The 15783-nt window shown below is 40.6% G+C and carries 17 protein-coding genes; 4 read left to right on the forward strand and 13 right to left on the reverse strand.

All coding sequences use genetic code 11. From position 1 onward, the window contains the following. Positions 1-17: 17 nt before the first annotated feature. Genes LDL79_RS04720 through mraZ form a run of 5 tightly spaced genes read right to left on the reverse strand, consistent with a single transcriptional unit; the run spans position 18 to position 5159 of the window. Positions 18-1481 carry a UDP-N-acetylmuramoyl-L-alanyl-D-glutamate--2,6-diaminopimelate ligase gene (locus tag LDL79_RS04720; RefSeq protein WP_225599357.1) on the reverse strand — a complete coding sequence of 488 codons (1464 nt, stop codon included), beginning with the start codon at positions 1479-1481 and terminating at the stop codon, positions 18-20. After that, positions 1478-3472 (reverse strand): penicillin-binding protein, encoded by a 1995-nt coding sequence (locus tag LDL79_RS04725; protein ID WP_225599358.1) that lies wholly within the window; start codon positions 3470-3472, stop codon positions 1478-1480. Before LDL79_RS04725 ends, LDL79_RS04720 begins: the two co-directional genes overlap by 4 nt. 7 nt (positions 3473-3479) lie before the next feature. Further along, positions 3480-3797, reverse strand: coding sequence for an FtsL-like putative cell division protein (locus tag LDL79_RS04730; RefSeq protein WP_072983294.1), 318 nt, complete (start codon positions 3795-3797; stop codon positions 3480-3482). A gap of 5 nt (positions 3798-3802) precedes the next feature. After that, a complete protein-coding gene (gene rsmH / locus LDL79_RS04735; protein WP_225599359.1) occupies positions 3803-4699 on the reverse strand; it encodes a 16S rRNA (cytosine(1402)-N(4))-methyltransferase RsmH in 897 nt (298 codons plus the stop codon). Beyond that, the gene (gene mraZ / locus LDL79_RS04740; protein WP_072983290.1) at positions 4686-5159 is read right to left on the reverse strand and encodes a division/cell wall cluster transcriptional repressor MraZ; all 474 of its coding nucleotides are present in this window, start codon (positions 5157-5159) and stop codon (positions 4686-4688) included. The genes rsmH and mraZ overlap by 14 nt, the downstream gene beginning before the upstream one ends. A 257-nt stretch (positions 5160-5416) precedes the next feature. Between mraZ and LDL79_RS04745 the strand changes: the two genes are divergently transcribed. After that, on the forward strand, positions 5417-6181 hold the full coding sequence (locus tag LDL79_RS04745; RefSeq protein ID WP_072983859.1) for an alpha/beta fold hydrolase: 765 nt from the start codon (positions 5417-5419) through the stop codon (positions 6179-6181). Between the two features lie 12 nt (positions 6182-6193). After that, positions 6194-6802, forward strand: coding sequence for a ribosome biogenesis GTP-binding protein YihA/YsxC (gene yihA / locus LDL79_RS04750; protein ID WP_225599360.1), 609 nt, complete (start codon positions 6194-6196; stop codon positions 6800-6802). On the opposite strand, the gene LDL79_RS04755 is transcribed toward yihA, so the two are convergent. The 3 genes from LDL79_RS04755 to gldB are packed head-to-tail and all read right to left on the reverse strand — an operon-like array spanning position 6789 to position 8599. Then, on the reverse strand, positions 6789-7157 hold the full coding sequence (locus LDL79_RS04755) for a GTPase (protein WP_225599361.1): 369 nt from the start codon (positions 7155-7157) through the stop codon (positions 6789-6791). The genes yihA and LDL79_RS04755 overlap by 14 nt on opposite strands. A 17-nt stretch (positions 7158-7174) precedes the next feature. After that, entirely contained in the window at positions 7175-7498 is a 324-nt protein-coding gene (gene gldC, locus LDL79_RS04760) for a gliding motility protein GldC (RefSeq protein WP_072983855.1), read from the reverse strand. Positions 7499-7507: 9 nt separating this feature from the next. Then, a complete protein-coding gene (gldB, locus tag LDL79_RS04765; protein ID WP_225599362.1) occupies positions 7508-8599 on the reverse strand; it encodes a gliding motility lipoprotein GldB in 1092 nt (363 codons plus the stop codon). On the opposite strand from gldB, the gene nadE reads away from it, so the two are divergent. Both nadE and LDL79_RS04775 read left to right on the forward strand, forming a co-directional pair. Beyond that, positions 8573-9367, forward strand: coding sequence for an NAD(+) synthase (nadE, locus tag LDL79_RS04770; RefSeq protein ID WP_072983285.1), 795 nt, complete (start codon positions 8573-8575; stop codon positions 9365-9367). The genes gldB and nadE overlap by 27 nt on opposite strands. A gap of 97 nt (positions 9368-9464) precedes the next feature. Further along, positions 9465-10103 carry a response regulator gene (locus LDL79_RS04775; RefSeq protein ID WP_225599363.1) on the forward strand — a complete coding sequence of 213 codons (639 nt, stop codon included), beginning with the start codon at positions 9465-9467 and terminating at the stop codon, positions 10101-10103. Here LDL79_RS04775 and dnaG read toward each other — a convergent pair. From dnaG to LDL79_RS04800, 5 genes are all read right to left on the reverse strand, one after another. Then, positions 10100-12082, reverse strand: a complete 1983-nt coding sequence (gene dnaG, locus LDL79_RS04780; protein ID WP_225599364.1) for a DNA primase — start codon at positions 12080-12082, stop codon at positions 10100-10102. The two genes, LDL79_RS04775 and dnaG, sit on opposite strands and share 4 nt — an antisense overlap. 120 nt (positions 12083-12202) lie before the next feature. Then, positions 12203-13240, reverse strand: coding sequence for a hypothetical protein (locus tag LDL79_RS04785; RefSeq protein WP_225599365.1), 1038 nt, complete (start codon positions 13238-13240; stop codon positions 12203-12205). A gap of 124 nt (positions 13241-13364) precedes the next feature. After that, positions 13365-14129, reverse strand: a complete 765-nt coding sequence (locus LDL79_RS04790; RefSeq protein ID WP_225599366.1) for a hypothetical protein — start codon at positions 14127-14129, stop codon at positions 13365-13367. Next, positions 14110-14679 carry an RNA polymerase sigma factor gene (locus tag LDL79_RS04795; RefSeq protein WP_225599367.1) on the reverse strand — a complete coding sequence of 190 codons (570 nt, stop codon included), beginning with the start codon at positions 14677-14679 and terminating at the stop codon, positions 14110-14112. Before LDL79_RS04795 ends, LDL79_RS04790 begins: the two co-directional genes overlap by 20 nt. Positions 14680-14798: 119 nt before the next feature. Continuing rightward, positions 14799-15776: a polyprenyl synthetase family protein gene (locus LDL79_RS04800; RefSeq protein WP_225599368.1), complete on the reverse strand. Its 978-nt coding sequence runs from the start codon at positions 15774-15776 to the stop codon at positions 14799-14801. Positions 15777-15783 lie beyond the last annotated feature (7 nt).

A 15783-nucleotide genomic window follows, 5' to 3' on the forward strand; every position in this document is an offset into this window, starting at 1 on the left:
TCGCCTTTGGCTTTTGCTTATTTATTCAGCTCGGTTAATAGTTCTTTTACAATTTTAAAATCATCAAAATCGGTACGCTCTCCCTTTACCTCTTGGTAGGTTTCATGCCCTTTTCCGGCGATTAAAATGATATCATTTTCTTCTGCCATCTGGCAGGCTGCTTTGATCGCTTGCTTACGCGAAGTGATCGCTACAGTCTTCTTATAATCTACAGGCTCCACGCCTTTTTCAATCTCATCAATAATCGCATCAGGATCTTCACTACGCGGGTTATCGCTCGTAAAAATCACTTTTGTGCTTAGTGCAGCAGCGATTTTTCCCATTTTTGGCCTTTTTGTTCGATCGCGATCTCCGCCACAGCCCACTACCGTGATCAACTCTTCATTTTTTGTACGGATGTCATTGATGGTTTCCAGCACATTTTTTAGTGCGTCTGGTGTATGTGCATAATCAACAATTGCCGTGATCTTTTTAGCTGAAATCATATACTGAAATCGGCCGCTCACACTGGTCAATTCTGATAAATACTGAAGCGCTTCAAGCTGACTTAAGCCTAGCAATTCTGCAGCAGCATAAATCGCCAATACATTGTAAGCATTAAACGAGCCTATCAACTTCACCCAAACTTCCTGATCATTCACTTTTAACAACAGTCCGGTGAATTGGTTTTCTAAAATCTGCGCGCGATAATCTGCAAAAGATTTTAGCGCATAGGTCACTTTTTTAGCCTGGGTATTTTGCAACATCACCTGCCCATTCTTATCGTCTATATTCGATAAGGCGAATGCCGTTTTAGGCAGATGATCAAAGAACGATTTCTTCACATCCCGATACTCTGCAAACGTCTTGTGGTAATCCAAATGATCGTGACTAAGATTGGTGAAAATTCCACCTTCAAAGTGCAATCCTTCGGTGCGTTTTTGATGAATTCCGTGCGAACTCACTTCCATAAAGCAATATTCTACACCGGCATCATTCATCATCGCCAAGTACTTATTGATCGTAAGCGAATCTGGCGTAGTATGCGTTGCCGGAAACTCCTCATCTCCTACCAAAACTTTTACGGTTGAAAGCAATCCGGCTTTAAAACCAGCTTTAGTAAACAACTGATGCAATAAAGTCGCAATGGTGGTTTTACCGTTGGTACCGGTGATGCCCACCAACTTTAAATTTTCAGATGGATTCTCATAATAATTAGATGCCATCACCGCCAAAGCCTGTGCCGTATCTGAAGTTTGCACATACGTAATGCCGTTGACAAAATCTTCAGGCATGCGCTCGCAGATGATTGCTATCGCACCTTGTTCTTCAGCCTTTTTTATAAAATCATGACCATCACTTTGCGTCCCGCTGATCGCCACAAAAACATCATTAAGCCCCACTTTACGCGAATCAAAATGAATCGCGTTCACAGGCACATTTGGATTTCCGGTAACCGACTCCAACGTCACTTTATACAATATGTCTTTTAAAAGAATCACGACAGTTGTAAAATGATTTTTTGATTTTTACTTAATTTTTGTCCGGCTTTAAGTGACTGGCTTTTCACTTTCCCACTTCCTGAAAACTCTACCTGTAAGCCTAAATTCTCCAACAAGGAAACAGCGTCCATCCCACTCATCCCCCTTACATTAGGAATTGTCTCAGCTGCCTTCTGGGCTTGCTGATAATAGTTCTCAAAATCTTTTTCTACGGAAGAAGTATTTGCATCAGCCAGTTTTACCTCATCTACCAGTGGTGTATCGCTATAAACTTTCTGAGCAATCTTTCTAAACACCGGCGCAGCAACAACACCACCGTAATAGCCTATTTTTTTATTCGGTTTATGAATAACCACTATGCACGAATATTCAGGATTCTCAGCCGGAAAATAACCAGCAAAAGAGGCGATGTATTTTCCTTCTTCTTTCCAGTATTCTGTTTGGCAGGTTCCTGTTTTACCGGCCATTGAGAAATTTTTAGAATAAATATCCTTTCCGGTGCCGCGCTCTACCACATTCTTCATCATCGCCTGTGCTTTATCAATTGTAGACTTCGAGCAGATCGCAGGGTTGATCACTTCTTTTTCAAATTTTTCTATGGAAGCATCCCATTTTTTAACTTCTTTAATGAAACGTGGCTTAACCATCTCGCCATCATTTGCTATGGCATTATAAAACGTCAAGGTTTGCAACGGTGTAAGCGAAACTCCATAACCAAAAGCCATCCAAGGTAAAGTCGTCCCGTACCAATTAGCATCACCGGGATACGGAAACTTAGGACTTCCCTCTCCTTTTATCTCAAGCCCTAACTTATCGTTAAGTCCCATATTGTAAAGACGCTTCAAGAAACGCTTAGGATCATCTTTGTAACCTTCATTGATAATTTTAGCAAAAGCCGTGTTTGAAGAAAGTTCGAATGCACGCGCAGCAGAGATTTTCCCATACCCACCCCAATGCGAATCATATACCGTTCTGTTGTAAAAACGTACCCGGCCATTTTCGGTATCTACCACATCACTCGTATCGATCACCCGGTCTTCAAGTGCAGCAACCATGGCCATCAGCTTAAAAGTAGAACCCGGTTCAGCCGACTCGTAAACGGCGTAATTTCGATCTTCATAATACCCATCACCATCTTCGGCACGACCTAGATTTGAGATCGCTTTGATCTCACCAGTTTTCGTTTCCATCACCACCACACAACCGTGGTCTGCTTCAAACTTTTCCAGCGAAGCCAACAATGCATGATGAGCAATATCCTGAATATTCACATCGATAGTCGAGATCACATCATAGCCATCTTGAGGCTCTACAATATTATCATCGCCAATAGGCTTCCACTGTCCTTTTGCAATGCGCTGTTTTAAACGTCTTCCTTCTTTACCTCTTAAATAAGGACCAAAAGCTCCTTCTAACCCTGCCTCACTATAACGACCGTATTCCGTAAGACGGTCGTAACCTATGGTACGCTCGGCAATTTTATCTAGTGGATGCTCACGCACGGTACGCTGTTCGGTGATAATCCCTCCTTTATAAGGACCTTTATTAAATAGCGGCAATTTTTTAATCGCGAGATATTTTGAATACCCCAGATTACGCGCCAGTAGCAAGTAGCGGTTTTTATTCACTCGCGCTTTGCGCAAAAGGTCTATATAATAAGACTGCGGTTTCCCCAATTGCTCAGCAAGTCCTTTAGAAAGTCCTTGAATGTTTTCTTCAAAATCAGTCTGCTTTGGGGCCAAAGCATCAAAACGAATATCATACTTAGGCACCGAAGTAGCTAACAAGCTACCGTCCCCGGCATACAAATTCCCGCGATTCGCCGGAATCGTAAACATGCGCTCGGTACGAGCCTCTGCAAGCTCTTTGTATTTATCACCTTCAGCCAACTGAATGTCGCAAAGTTTAAACGCAACAAAAAGGGCGAAGAGAAACATACCTCCTGCCACTAAATACATCCGGTTCAATATGTTCTTTTCGCTGGTAGCCATTTTGAACTTAAGGTGTTTTTGTTACTTTAATTTTTTTGGGCGGCGTTAAGGAAGGCGCTAAACCTTGCTCTGCCACTTGCCGCGTTACCACGGTTTCCATTTTTAACCTCCGGGCTTCAAGCCGCGTATCTACAAATTCACTATGCAACTCTTTTACTTCAGCATTTAACTGAGAGATCAAGTGTACTTTTTTATCTGCACGATGCGAACTCCCTATCATCACAATTGCCAAAACCGACAAAAAAATGATCATACGCCAGTTTTTAACCGCATCATCACTAAACAGGAACTTACCTTTAAGTATGTGATAAATACCTTCTTTCAAATCCCTTATAATTTTTCAGCAACACGCAGCTTTGCACTACGCGCTCTGTTATTTTGTTTTATTTCTTCTTTAGATGGAACAATCAAACCGCCAACCTTTTTAAAGGGCACGCTGAAATTCCCAAAAATGTCTTTCTCAGGCTCTCCCTCAAAAAGACCATTACGCATATAGCGCTTTACCAACCTATCTTCTAGCGAGTGATACGAGATCAAACTCAAGCGCCCTCCGGATTTCAACATTTCTTCAGTTTGCTGAAGAAATTCTTTCAACACCTCTAACTCCTTATTCACTTCAATACGGATCGCCTGATATATCTGGGCCAACAATTTATGCTCGCGCCCTTTAGGCAAATACGATTGAAGCGCTTGCTTTAAATCTTCCGTAGTCTCTATAGGCTGATCTTTGCGAACAGAAACTAAAGTTCTCGCCAGCTTAGGCGCACTTCTCAATTCACCGTACTGCAACAACACTCGCGACAAATCTTCTTCTGCATATTCATTAACCACGTGATACGCCGAAAGCTTATCACCTTGATTCATACGCATATCAAGTTTTGCATCAAAACGAGTCGAGAATCCGCGCTCAGCAACATCAAACTGATGAGACGACACTCCAAAATCACCCAAAATTCCATCTACTTGTGCCGCTCCATAAAATCTCAAAAAACGCTTCGCAAAGCGAAAATTCTCATTAATGAGCGTAAACCTAGGATCGTCAATAGCATTCTCCAACGCGTCTTTATCCTGATCAAAAGCAAACAATTTACCGTCAGCACCTAGACGTTTTAGGATCTCTCGAGAATGACCACCTCCACCAAAAGTCACATCTACATAAACTCCGTCAGGTTTGATCGCCAAACCATCAACAGTTTCTTTTAATAAGACCGGGTTATGATAATCCATCAGGTATGTCATTTTGATCTCCCATTACTTCTTCTGCTAAGGCAGCAAAATCTCCATCATCATTGCTCACCGCCTCTTCATAACCTACAGCATCCCAGATCTCAATGATATTTCCTCCGGAAGTCAATACGATATCCTTTGTGATCGAGGCAAACGCGATCAGGTCTTTAGGAATCAACAACCTCCCGGAAGCATCAGCTTCAACTAACTTTACACCTGCCGTGAACCTCCTAATGAAATCCACATTTTTCTTCACAAAGCGATTGAGTCCGTTGAGCTTTTTCATCATCACCTCCCATTCAGACATTGGCCACAACTCTAAACACGAATTAAACACAGAACGCTTCACCACAAAGCCCTCCTGCAACTCTTTTGCAAGCTGTTTTTTCAACGCAGACGGCATCATGAGCCTTCCTTTAGCGTCAACTTTGCACTCATATGTTCCTATAAGACTGAGCAAGAATACAGTAGGTTTTAGGTATAATATTTTCAAATATATAGAATTTTATACCACATTCTCCCACATTCTACCACTTTGTTGATAAATTACCCCACTTGTTAATTATTCTGAAAATCTTAACATTAGGTTAGTAGGCTGGCTTAAAACCTCTTGTTATCGCAAGGCGGCGCAAGCATTAAAGACAAGTGTATTTTTAGATTTTCAATTTGGGCTAAATGTCTATATTTGTGGCAAAGCCGCTTGCCGACCTATTAATTATGAAGCACCAATTAAAAACCGAGGGAAAATTTACTTACTTAGAAGTAGGCGAAGGAACCCCTATCGTAATTCTTCACGGACTGATGGGTGGCCTGAGCAATTTTGATGCGGTAACCGATCACTTTTCGCAAAACGGCTATAAAGTCGTAATTCCAGAATTACCTTTATATTCTATGCCTCTTATCAAAACAGGTGTTAAAACATTTGCGAAATACCTCAACGACTTTATCGCGATGAAAGGCTTTAAAGAAGTTATTCTTTTAGGGAATTCACTCGGCGGTCATATCGCATTATACCACACTAAGCTCTATCCGGAAGTGATGAAAGCCTTGGTGATCACCGGAAGCTCGGGGCTTTACGAGAGCGCAATGGGTGAGAGCTACCCGAAACGCGGAGATTATGAATACATCAAGAAAAAGGCGGAAGATGTGTTTTATGATCCTGCAGTAGCAACCAAAGAAATTGTAGATGAAGTTTATGAGACGGTAAACGACCGAAACAAACTCATAAAAACACTTGCGATCGCTAAAAGCGCTATACGCCATAATATGGCTCAGGATCTCCCGCATATGAATACATCTACGTGTATCATCTGGGGCCGTAACGACAATGTCACACCTCCTGAGGTTGCAGAAGATTTTGATAAGCTATTACCAGATTCTGATCTATACTGGATTGACAAATGCGGTCACGCTGCAATGATGGAGCACCCAAAAGAATTTAATGAGATTCTTTCACGGTGGTTAAAAGAGCGCAATTTCTAATACACTCTTCTTATGCATATAAAATCTGCTGAATTTCTTGTAAGTAATTCTAATGTGGCGAAGTGCCCTAAAAATAAGATGCCTGAATATGCATTTATAGGACGATCAAATGTTGGGAAGTCAAGCTTGATCAATATGCTTACCGATCGTAAAAATCTAGCTAAAACTTCCGGAAGACCTGGAAAGACACAATTGATCAATCATTTTGTAATCAATCAATCTTGGTATCTCGTCGATTTACCGGGTTACGGTTATGCCCGCGTTTCAAAAAAAGTAAAGAAAGAGTTTCAGAAATTCATCACGCAATATTTTGAGGAGCGTGAGCAGTTGGTTTCAGCATTTGTACTTATAGATTGTCGCCATGAACCACAACCTATTGACCGAGAGTTTATGCAATATCTTGGCGAAAAACAGATTCCGTTTTCTATAATCTTCACAAAGGCAGATAAACTGAAGCCAAAAGCTTTAGAACGCAATATTGAACATTACAAACAGGAATTACTCGCAGGTGCTTGGGCCGAAATGCCTAATTATTTTATTAGCAGCGCTACAAACAGCACGGGAAAAGATGAGATTCTCGACTATATAAATGCGATAAACGAACAGCTTAAAGAGTCTTAAGCTTTGTTTTTATTGCTTGTATAAGCGCCGCTTCGGTATTTAATATTTCTAATTCTTCTTTAGACAGAAAAACGTTTAGACCTGTTTCGGTTTTAGTCAGAATTACCGGAAACTCCCATTGGTCATTCCTTTCAGCCGCATAGTTTTGAAGAAATTCATCACGATGGTAAAATTCCATGTTTAAAGCTATAGACTGCCTAAATGCCTTCCATATTTCACGTTCTTGAAATGCGCCATGCGTAAGCGTACACAACGTACAGAAATACGTAGACGGACTCACAATCTTATGAAGACCATCTAAAAGTGCATTTAAGGTTCCGGAACGTGCGTTGTAAACAAAGAGAAGTGTGATCACCTTCCGGAACTATTAAATTACTTTTTCAATTCTAGCTTTTCTGCAAAATAATCACAGAAATCCATCATCGTAGCAGACATTTTATCATCGTCTGTAGCACGCTTAAAGGTATTAGCCATACTCACTAAAGTCTGATGAAAAAACACCTTCATCTCATCAACCGGCATATCTTTGGTCCATAAATCTATACGCGCAGCTTCCTGCTTTTTGTGATCCCAAAGCGAAAGCATCAAAGCCTTTGCCGGCTCGTGCGAGACACCGCCATCTGGGGCATTCCAAGAGATTTTCTCCGGCACTCTATTCTCATCTAATTCTACACTTAGTTTGATTTCAGTTTTCATCAACTGTTATTATTTGCGGGGTTTATAATTTGCTTGTTTAAAAATCTCGTCACTGCTTTTACCGGGCAGCATTTGCAAAGGTATGGTATTGCGCTGCATATACGCTTTCACCATTTGCCAACCGATATAGCGACCCAACCTTGGCGGACTTTCGTTATCAAATTCTAAATAGAATTTTGAAAATGGCGCAGGGTTGATAAAACGGCTTAATAGCTTACTATCTGTATCAAATAACAATTCATTTTCAACAAAATACGTCCAAATATCTACCTCATTAGCTTCGGCCCAATCCAGCTGCTCAGGCGTATAGCCTATGATCTCATTCTTGGCTTCTAAGGTCAAAAGCTGCTCCATCATATAAAGTCGTTTGCCGTGATAAATCATTTCATCTATAAAACGACGGCTTCCCTGCTTGCGCACTAAGGCTCTTACAAAAGCATCAGCAACATCAACATCTATCTGCTCCTTGCGGAAATTCTGCGTGTAAAAACGCTGAATACCCTTATAAAAATGATGGTCTTCACCTAAGTAATTATCTAACCCTATGATCAAAAGACTATCCGTTAAAATCACAGGAGTTCGGTATGCGACATCAGACGTAATGGTAACCACTTTGGGCAGCGGCGTTTTGGGATAATAATATTTTATATGCTTAAATAAATTGTCAAGCTCCTGAGTTTCCGCAGTAAAATCAGGAAAAGATTGAGCTACTTCGCTATTCAATTCAAGCTGAATGGTGTCCTGTATCTTATCGTGCCAAAACTGCTCATCATACTGCTCAGGAAAAAGATAAGGATATGCAGCGATCAATTCTGGGAGTTCTGAAGCATCAACTTTGGCAAACTTCTGATCAAATCGATCTACTTCTAAAGCGATAGGAATCTGTGAAATTTCTTCAGGGATTTTTACATCTTTCTTACAACCCACCATCAAAAACACGGTAAGCCCTAAAAAAAACCTAAAACCCATACTTAACGGGATGCGCACCTGCTGAAACATTTCAATTTTTAGTAAATTCCCCATCATAAATTGCTGCGCAAAGGTAGCATTTACAAACCATAAATCCTGTTTCTTATGCAAACCGAAAAAGTAATAGATCATATTGTTAACTGGCTAAAAACCTATGCAACCAACGCAAATATTCAAGGTTTTGTTGTAGGTATTAGTGGCGGAATTGATAGCGCTACTACCTCAAGCCTTTGCGCTAAAACAGGATTACGTGTGCTTTGTGTAGAAATGCCCATTCACCAACCTCCAAGTCATGTTACGCGAGCGCAGGAACATATTGCTCAACTTAAAAAACGCTTTGCCAATGTATCTGATGTGCGAGTAGATCTCACCGAAACTTTTGAAACTTTTAAAACTGCATTACCAGCTGCCGAAACAGACACAAACCCCGGTCTTGAGTTAAGTTTGGCTAACACGCGTGCTCGTTTACGCATGAGTACCTTGTATTATTTTGCGGGATTACACGGCTATCTGGTTGCCGGAACAGGTAATAAAGTTGAAGATTTTGGCGTTGGTTTTTATACAAAATATGGTGATGGCGGTGTTGATTTGAGTCCGATTGCAGACCTGATGAAAAGTGAAGTTTATGCGCTAGCCAAAGAACTTGGAGTTCCTGAAAGCATTCAAGTCGCTAAACCTACCGATGGCTTGTGGGGAGACGACCGTAGCGATGAAGATCAAATTGGCGCTACTTATGACGAACTCGAGTGGGCGATGCTCCAGGATGAGCAAGGTAAATCAAGCGAAGATTTTGAAGGTAGACAAAAGCAGGTGTTTTCTATTTATAAAGGCTTTAATAATGCCAATAAACATAAGATGGAGCCCATTCCCGTTTGTACGATCCCTGAAGATTTGAAATAATTTTGAAGTTCATCCTGTAAATTAATTCTTACAGCGAAAAGCATTTGCAGTTACAATTATTGGTTTTATTTTCGTCTCAAAGCGTATAAAACTCACTATGATTACTATCACAATTGCAGATCATCACCCTATAATCGTTGATGGATTAACCCATATTCTTAAGAATACCATTCACGAGATCATCGATGTGGTTTCTGACGGAAAAGAACTAATCGCATCACTAGAAGAAGAGGTGCCTGATCTGGTAATCATGGAAATTGACATGCCCAACCTTCAAGGCCTTACAGCGATCAAAGAACTGCGTAAGCTTTTCCCCGGAATTAAAATTATGGTGTACAGCACACACCCCGAAGGTATGTACGCGCTCAGCGCCATTAAAGCCGGCGCAATGGGTTACATTGGCAAAACTGCTGATACTGCAACTGTTTTAAAAGCGGTAATTCAAGTAGCGCGTGGTGGTATTTACCTCAACAATAATTTAGTGGAAATGCTTTCTAATACTGATCCTTCTCACAACAGTACACTGGCATATCGCTACAAAAAGCTTTCTACCCGTGAGACCGAAGTTTTAAATATGCTTTCTTCTGGAAAACGTAACAAAGACATCGCTGAATCTCTGGATATCAACGAAAAAACGGTAAGCACCTATAAAACGCGTTTGCTTAAAAAGTTAGACGCCGGAAGCTTAGCAGAACTCATTCAGCAGGCGCGACTCTTACAGACTTCAGACCTCTAACGCATAAAAGGCATAATCACCAGATTTCGCTTTTTGGCAATAAGTACTTCTAGCGTTTTATAATCTTTATAGTCCTCAAGGAATTCCTGCGCATTTTCTGGAAGTTCCCCTGTTTTTAGCTGTTCACCAAATTCTGCCATTTTACGCTGAATAAGAAAATGACGCAGATTGAGTAGGGTTTGCACCGTTTCTAATCCTGAATTTTCCTTTAAGGTTTTTACATAGATCTCGTGACGATCCCAAGCGTGCAGCGTATGCTTTTCAGGTTCAAAAGCTATAGATGAAATTTTCTCCATTTGAGAAGCCGGCAACACTTCGCCCAATTGATCTAACTTGATATCGCCTTCTTCTCTGGTTAAATGCTCAATGAGTAACGGGTATATCGCCTTAAAATCATCATTAGCGAACTCTACCTCGTCTTCTTGCAAGTCTAAATAGATCTTTTCGTAGATGATCAATTCTCGCTTTTCTTCTCGCTCAATAAGTTTTCCGTCTTTATCCTCATCATATACAAGATCTACGAATTGCACCGGTTCATTAGCAAACGTAATAAGCAACTTTATGATGTTTTGTTCCAACTCGTATTGCCGCTCAAACTTTACCTTTTCTTTATTTTTAAGCGGAATCATCTCTCCTTCGGCAGGACGTTTTTCGGTGGTTTGTATAGCCTCTTTTTTCCCTTTATTTCTAATTTGCGCAAGGGTATTAAAAAGCACATCTTCTTTAATATCCATAATACGTGCGCACTCTTGCACATAAATTTCGCGCTTGATCACATCAGGGATTTTAGCGATACTTTCTACCATATCGCGTACCAGACCCGCTTTTTTGATGGGATCCCCCTGAGCTTCTTTTACAAGCAACGAAGCTTTATACTGAATAAAATCTTTAGCATTTTCCTTTAAAAAATCTTCAACCTCAGTAAGCGTATGAGATTTTGAAAAACTATCGGGGTCTTCACCTTCCGGAAAGCTGCACACCTTTACGTTCATTCCTTGCTCCAAAATCAAATCGATTCCGCGTAAGGAAGCCCGCTGCCCCGCCGCATCTCCATCAAAAAGTACCGTGATATTAGGTGTCAATCTATTGATCAAGCGTATTTGCTCTGGAGTCAAAGCAGTACCTGAAGAAGAAACCACATTTTCAATCCCCAATTGATGCAGCTGGATCACATCGGTATATCCTTCAACCAAGTAGCAATTATCTTCTTTAGCGATCGCCTGCTTGGCGTAATAAATACCATAAAGCACTTTTGATTTGTGGTAGATCTCGCTCTCCGGACTATTTAGATACTTTGCCGCCTTTTTCTCATTAGTAAGAATTCGGCCTCCAAAACCCAAAACACGACCGCTCAATGAATGAATAGGAAACATTACCCGACTTTTAAAACGGTCAAACTGCTTCTCTTCTTTGACGATGGTCAGCCCGGTTTTTTCTAAAAACTCTAGCTTGTAGCCTTTGCGAATAGCTTCTGAGGTTAACGCGTCCCAAACATCAGGAGAATACCCCAATTGAAACTTCTCGATCGTTTCTTCGGTAAATCCACGTTCTTTAAAATACGATAAACCTATCGCCTTACCCTGTTCAGAATGCAGTAAGGTTTTGTGAAAATAATCCCGTGCAAACTCTGAAACCACATACATACTCTCCCGCTCATTAGCCTGCTCCTTTTGCTCATCGGTTTGCTCGGTTTCTTCAACCTCAATATTGTACTTTTTTGCGAGATACTTGATCGCTTCGGGATACGTAAAATGCTCGTGCTCCATCAAAAAAGCAACCGCATTACCTCCTTTTCCACTTGAGAAATCCTTCCAGATTTGTTTTACCGGAGAAACCATAAAACTTGGGGTGCGCTCATCTGAGAACGGACTCAAGCCTTTAAAATTTGATCCTGATTTTTTCAGCTGAACAAAATCACCGATTACCTCCTCAACGCGAGCGGTCTCAAATACGGCATCTATGGTGGTTTTTGAAATCAAAAAAATGAAAATTTCTTCGGTTAAAATTAAAAAAAGGTGGTCGCAAATTTACTAATAAAAAATACCTGTACGGGTTTAATCGCGCAGGTATTCTATTTACTTAACTAAGGCTGCTTGTATCTAATCCATATCAAAACGCAGACCTACTGAAAAATTGCGTTGTTCAACCGGATTATTTTTAAAGATTGTATTCAAATCGTATTTCACATAGAGCGCTGTATCTCCAAACGCGATGTAACCGCTTAGGCCATAGATAAAATTATTTGTATTAAAATTCTGCTTGAATTTATCCTTGCGATCCTCTCCGTTTTCTTCATATTTTAATTTCTGAATCGTGAGCAAATTGAATCCTGCATAACCTCCCAAACCAAGCTTAAATTGGTTGTGTGTAGAATATCTAAAGTAATCATCGTGTACTTTTTTAGTGGAAGGACCAATCTCAAAATGCACAGGAAACACCAGATGATCCATTCTGAATTTTGACTTATCCAGATCTAGCGGAAAAGTTTCTAAAACGGTCTGATCACCTTGTTCTACTAAATATTGATTATCGTCTATTTTCAAACCATTGAACTGAAAACTGAACCCATACTTTAATCTCAGAAAATTGGTATTGTCAAAAACACGCGTTTTCCATGCAAGACCAAGTTCAAAGAAACGGCTACCTCCTATTTTATAGGGTGAATCGTTAAGCGATTGCCCGTCAATGATCGCATTATTAAACCCAATCCCCAATACGATATCTGAGGTTGTGCGACGGTCATAAACCACCTCTTCTTTATCTCCAGAACCTAAGGTCACTTTATCTTTCCCTATAAAAATTCCAAAAATAGAATCATCATCCAGATCAGTCTCGTTGCGCTCCAGCAAATCAATTTTACTTTCTAAAATAGCGAGTTTATCTTCGATATTCCTAGCGTGCTTTTTTGCAGCTTCTTTCTTTAAAATGGTCGCTTCTTCTTCGGTTAATTCTCCGTTTTCAAAACGTTTGTTAATGGCAAGCACTTCAATTTTAAGCGCTTCTTTTTCTTTTTGCACCACTTCTTCTTTTTTCGCGTTTAACGTGGCGATCGTTTCTTCTTTTTCGGTTTCCTGCGCAAAAGTTTTTTGCGGCAAGACACTTGAAAAAGTGATTAAAAGTAATAGTAAGAATCTCATAATTGTTGATTTAAGTAAAGGTTGCAGCTTCCCGCCCCGTCGAGACGGGAAGACCAACTTCCTTTAGATTGATGAATGAATTTTTATTGGTACCCCAAAGTGCATTTTACCCCGAGGTAGTTTACTAATTGTTGCGAGAAACAATGGCTTCCCGAGCTTTCATAAAGCCATCTTTAAGCGCTTCAAAAATGCGGTCTCTAAAAGAAGGATCCAGTTCTTCTTCAACCTCATAAAGCAAAGCTTCTGCACTTATCGTATTACGCTCGCGGTCAAACATTTTTTCTGAAATGATATCTCGCTGTGCATCTCGTAAAAGTTGGTCAATTTCTGCATCAGAATAGGCGACTCCGCTGTTTTGCTGCTCCTGTACTTTACTGATCAAATCATTTACTTCGGCATCAATTTTACTTTGAGTCGTTTGATCAAGCTTTTCATCTGCTGAAGCTTTCTGAGAATCGGTCACCGCTACTGCTTCTTCATACTTTTGAATAACCGGTTGCTCCTTGCGTTTCTTAGGCGGTTCAGCGATCTGTTGCTCTTCCTGAACTGCTACACTTGTTTCTTCTAGTGGCGCAATCTCTCTTTGCTTTTGCTGAAGAGTTTTTATAGGTTCGCTTTTTTGCTCATTTTGCTTTTCAGCCGGAGTTTCCACCACTTGATTTACAGGGTTTTTATCCATCTCATCCTGAAAAACATAGCGTCCTGCAAGAATAAGAATTCCTATAAAACTTGCTGCGATCAAAACCCAACCGTAGCTTTTTTTACTTTTTGCAGGCTTGGCCTCTTGATCAAGCGAAGCCTCTAGCTTTTGCCAAGCTTCAGCCGATGGTTTGATCTCCCGATGCTCCAACCGCTCTCTAATGTTATCTTCAAACTTTATCGGTGCCATACTGATAGGTATTGAGTTCGTTTAACTTTTGCTGAAGCAGTTTACGCGCTTTAAAAAGCTGGGACTTAGAAGTACTTTCAGAAATATCAAGCATTTTTGCAATTTCCTGATGCTTATAGCCTTCTACCGCATACATCACAAACACGGCGCGATAGCCTTCTGGCAAGCGATCTATCAACAACTGAATTTCTTCTGCATCGAGTTCGCTATCCACAGGATTATAGGTTGTATCATCAGCCTGCTGCTCATAATCTGTAAACGTGATTTTCTGTTCTTTGCGCAAATAGGAGATCGATTCATTAACCATAATGCGTCGCACCCAACCTTCAAAACTACCTTCATCTCTAAAGCGATCCAGGTTTTTAAACACCTTTAAAAATCCGTTACACATCGCTTCTTCGGCTTGCATCATGTCATTTAAGTAGCGACGACAAACGCCCAACATTTTAGGTGCGTGCGTATCATAAAGTTTGCGTTGCGCTTCGCGATTGCCCTGCGCGGCTTTCTTTATGAGTTGTTTCTCGCTATTAAAGAATGTAATGACTTTCACAAATCCTGTTTAAAACTGTCTTCATTAATAAAGACGCAGAAAAGTTTAAAATGGTTGCCCGGAAGATAAAATAATTAGAAATAAATTTTTAAAATAATGAATATCAGTGCTTTAAAAATTTATTTTTTTCGTTCAATTACATAATTCACCATAAGCACAAGAGCTTCTTTGTACTTAGATTCGGGATATTTATCAAGAATTTTTAATGCCTCTTGCTGTAATGCTTTCATTTTTGCCACGGCATAATCTAGTCCGCCGGATTCTTTCACGTAAGCAATCACCTCATTCACCCGCTTCTTATCCTTATTGTGATTTTTAACCGAATTGATGAGCCACTTGCGCTGCTTCTCATCACTGTTGTTGACCGCATAGATAAGCGGAAGCGTCATTTTTTGCTCTTTGATATCTATCCCTGTGGGTTTTCCGATTTTCTGCGAACCGTAATCAAAAAGGTCATCCTTAATCTGAAAGGCAAGACCTATGAGTTCGCCAAACTTGCGCATCGCCTCCACATCCTTTTTGCTCGCGTGAATGGCGCAGGCACCCATCGCGCAACAGGCAGCGATAAGTGTTGCTGTCTTTTGTCTAATGATCTCAAAGTAGACTTCTTCGGTAATATCGAGATCGCGGGCTTTTTCGATTTGAAGTAGTTCGCCCTCACTCATCTCTCTAACAGCTACCGAAATGATCTGCAGCAAATCAAAATCTTCGTTATCAATTGAAAGCAGTAATCCTTTAGAAAGTAGAAAATCACCAACAAGCACGGCGATTTTATTTTTCCATAGCGCATTTAAACTGAAGAAACCGCGACGGCGATAGCTGTCATCAACCACGTCGTCGTGCACTAAGGTCGCGGTATGTATTAGTTCTATAACCGACGCACCGCGATAGGTACGATCGTTGAGGCGCTCGTCTCCCAGCATTTTGGCCACAAGAAACACAAACATCGGGCGCATTTGCTTTCCCTTACGGTTTACGATATAATGCGTGATGCGATTGAGAAGCGGAACTTTTGATTTCATCGAAAGCGAGAACTTCTGCTCAAAAAGTTCCATTTCGTGAGCAATAGGCTGCTTAATTTGTTCGACTACTTTCAAGTTTTAA

The sequence above is a fragment of the Leeuwenhoekiella palythoae genome (genome assembly GCF_020310025.1).
GTDB classification, from domain to species: Bacteria; Bacteroidota; Bacteroidia; order Flavobacteriales; family Flavobacteriaceae; genus Leeuwenhoekiella; species Leeuwenhoekiella palythoae.

Excerpts from the sequence above, each read along its gene's own strand:
- yihA (WP_225599360.1), top strand. The coding sequence starts at position 6,194 with ATGCATATAAAATCTGCTGAATTTCTTGTAAGTAATTCTAATGTGGCG.
- LDL79_RS04775 (WP_225599363.1), top strand. The coding sequence starts at position 9,465 with ATGATTACTATCACAATTGCAGATCATCACCCTATAATCGTTGATGGA.
- nadE (WP_072983285.1), top strand. The coding sequence starts at position 8,573 with ATGCAAACCGAAAAAGTAATAGATCATATTGTTAACTGGCTAAAAACC.
- LDL79_RS04785 (WP_225599365.1), bottom strand. The coding sequence starts at position 13,240 with ATGAGATTCTTACTATTACTTTTAATCACTTTTTCAAGTGTCTTGCCG.
- gldB (WP_225599362.1), bottom strand. The coding sequence starts at position 8,599 with ATGATCTATTACTTTTTCGGTTTGCATAAGAAACAGGATTTATGGTTT.
- LDL79_RS04790 (WP_225599366.1), bottom strand. The coding sequence starts at position 14,129 with ATGGCACCGATAAAGTTTGAAGATAACATTAGAGAGCGGTTGGAGCAT.
- rsmH (WP_225599359.1), bottom strand. The coding sequence starts at position 4,699 with ATGGATTATCATAACCCGGTCTTATTAAAAGAAACTGTTGATGGTTTG.
- LDL79_RS04745 (WP_072983859.1), top strand. The coding sequence starts at position 5,417 with ATGAAGCACCAATTAAAAACCGAGGGAAAATTTACTTACTTAGAAGTA.
- LDL79_RS04725 (WP_225599358.1), bottom strand. The coding sequence starts at position 3,472 with ATGGCTACCAGCGAAAAGAACATATTGAACCGGATGTATTTAGTGGCA.
- gldC (WP_072983855.1), bottom strand. The coding sequence starts at position 7,498 with ATGAAAACTGAAATCAAACTAAGTGTAGAATTAGATGAGAATAGAGTG.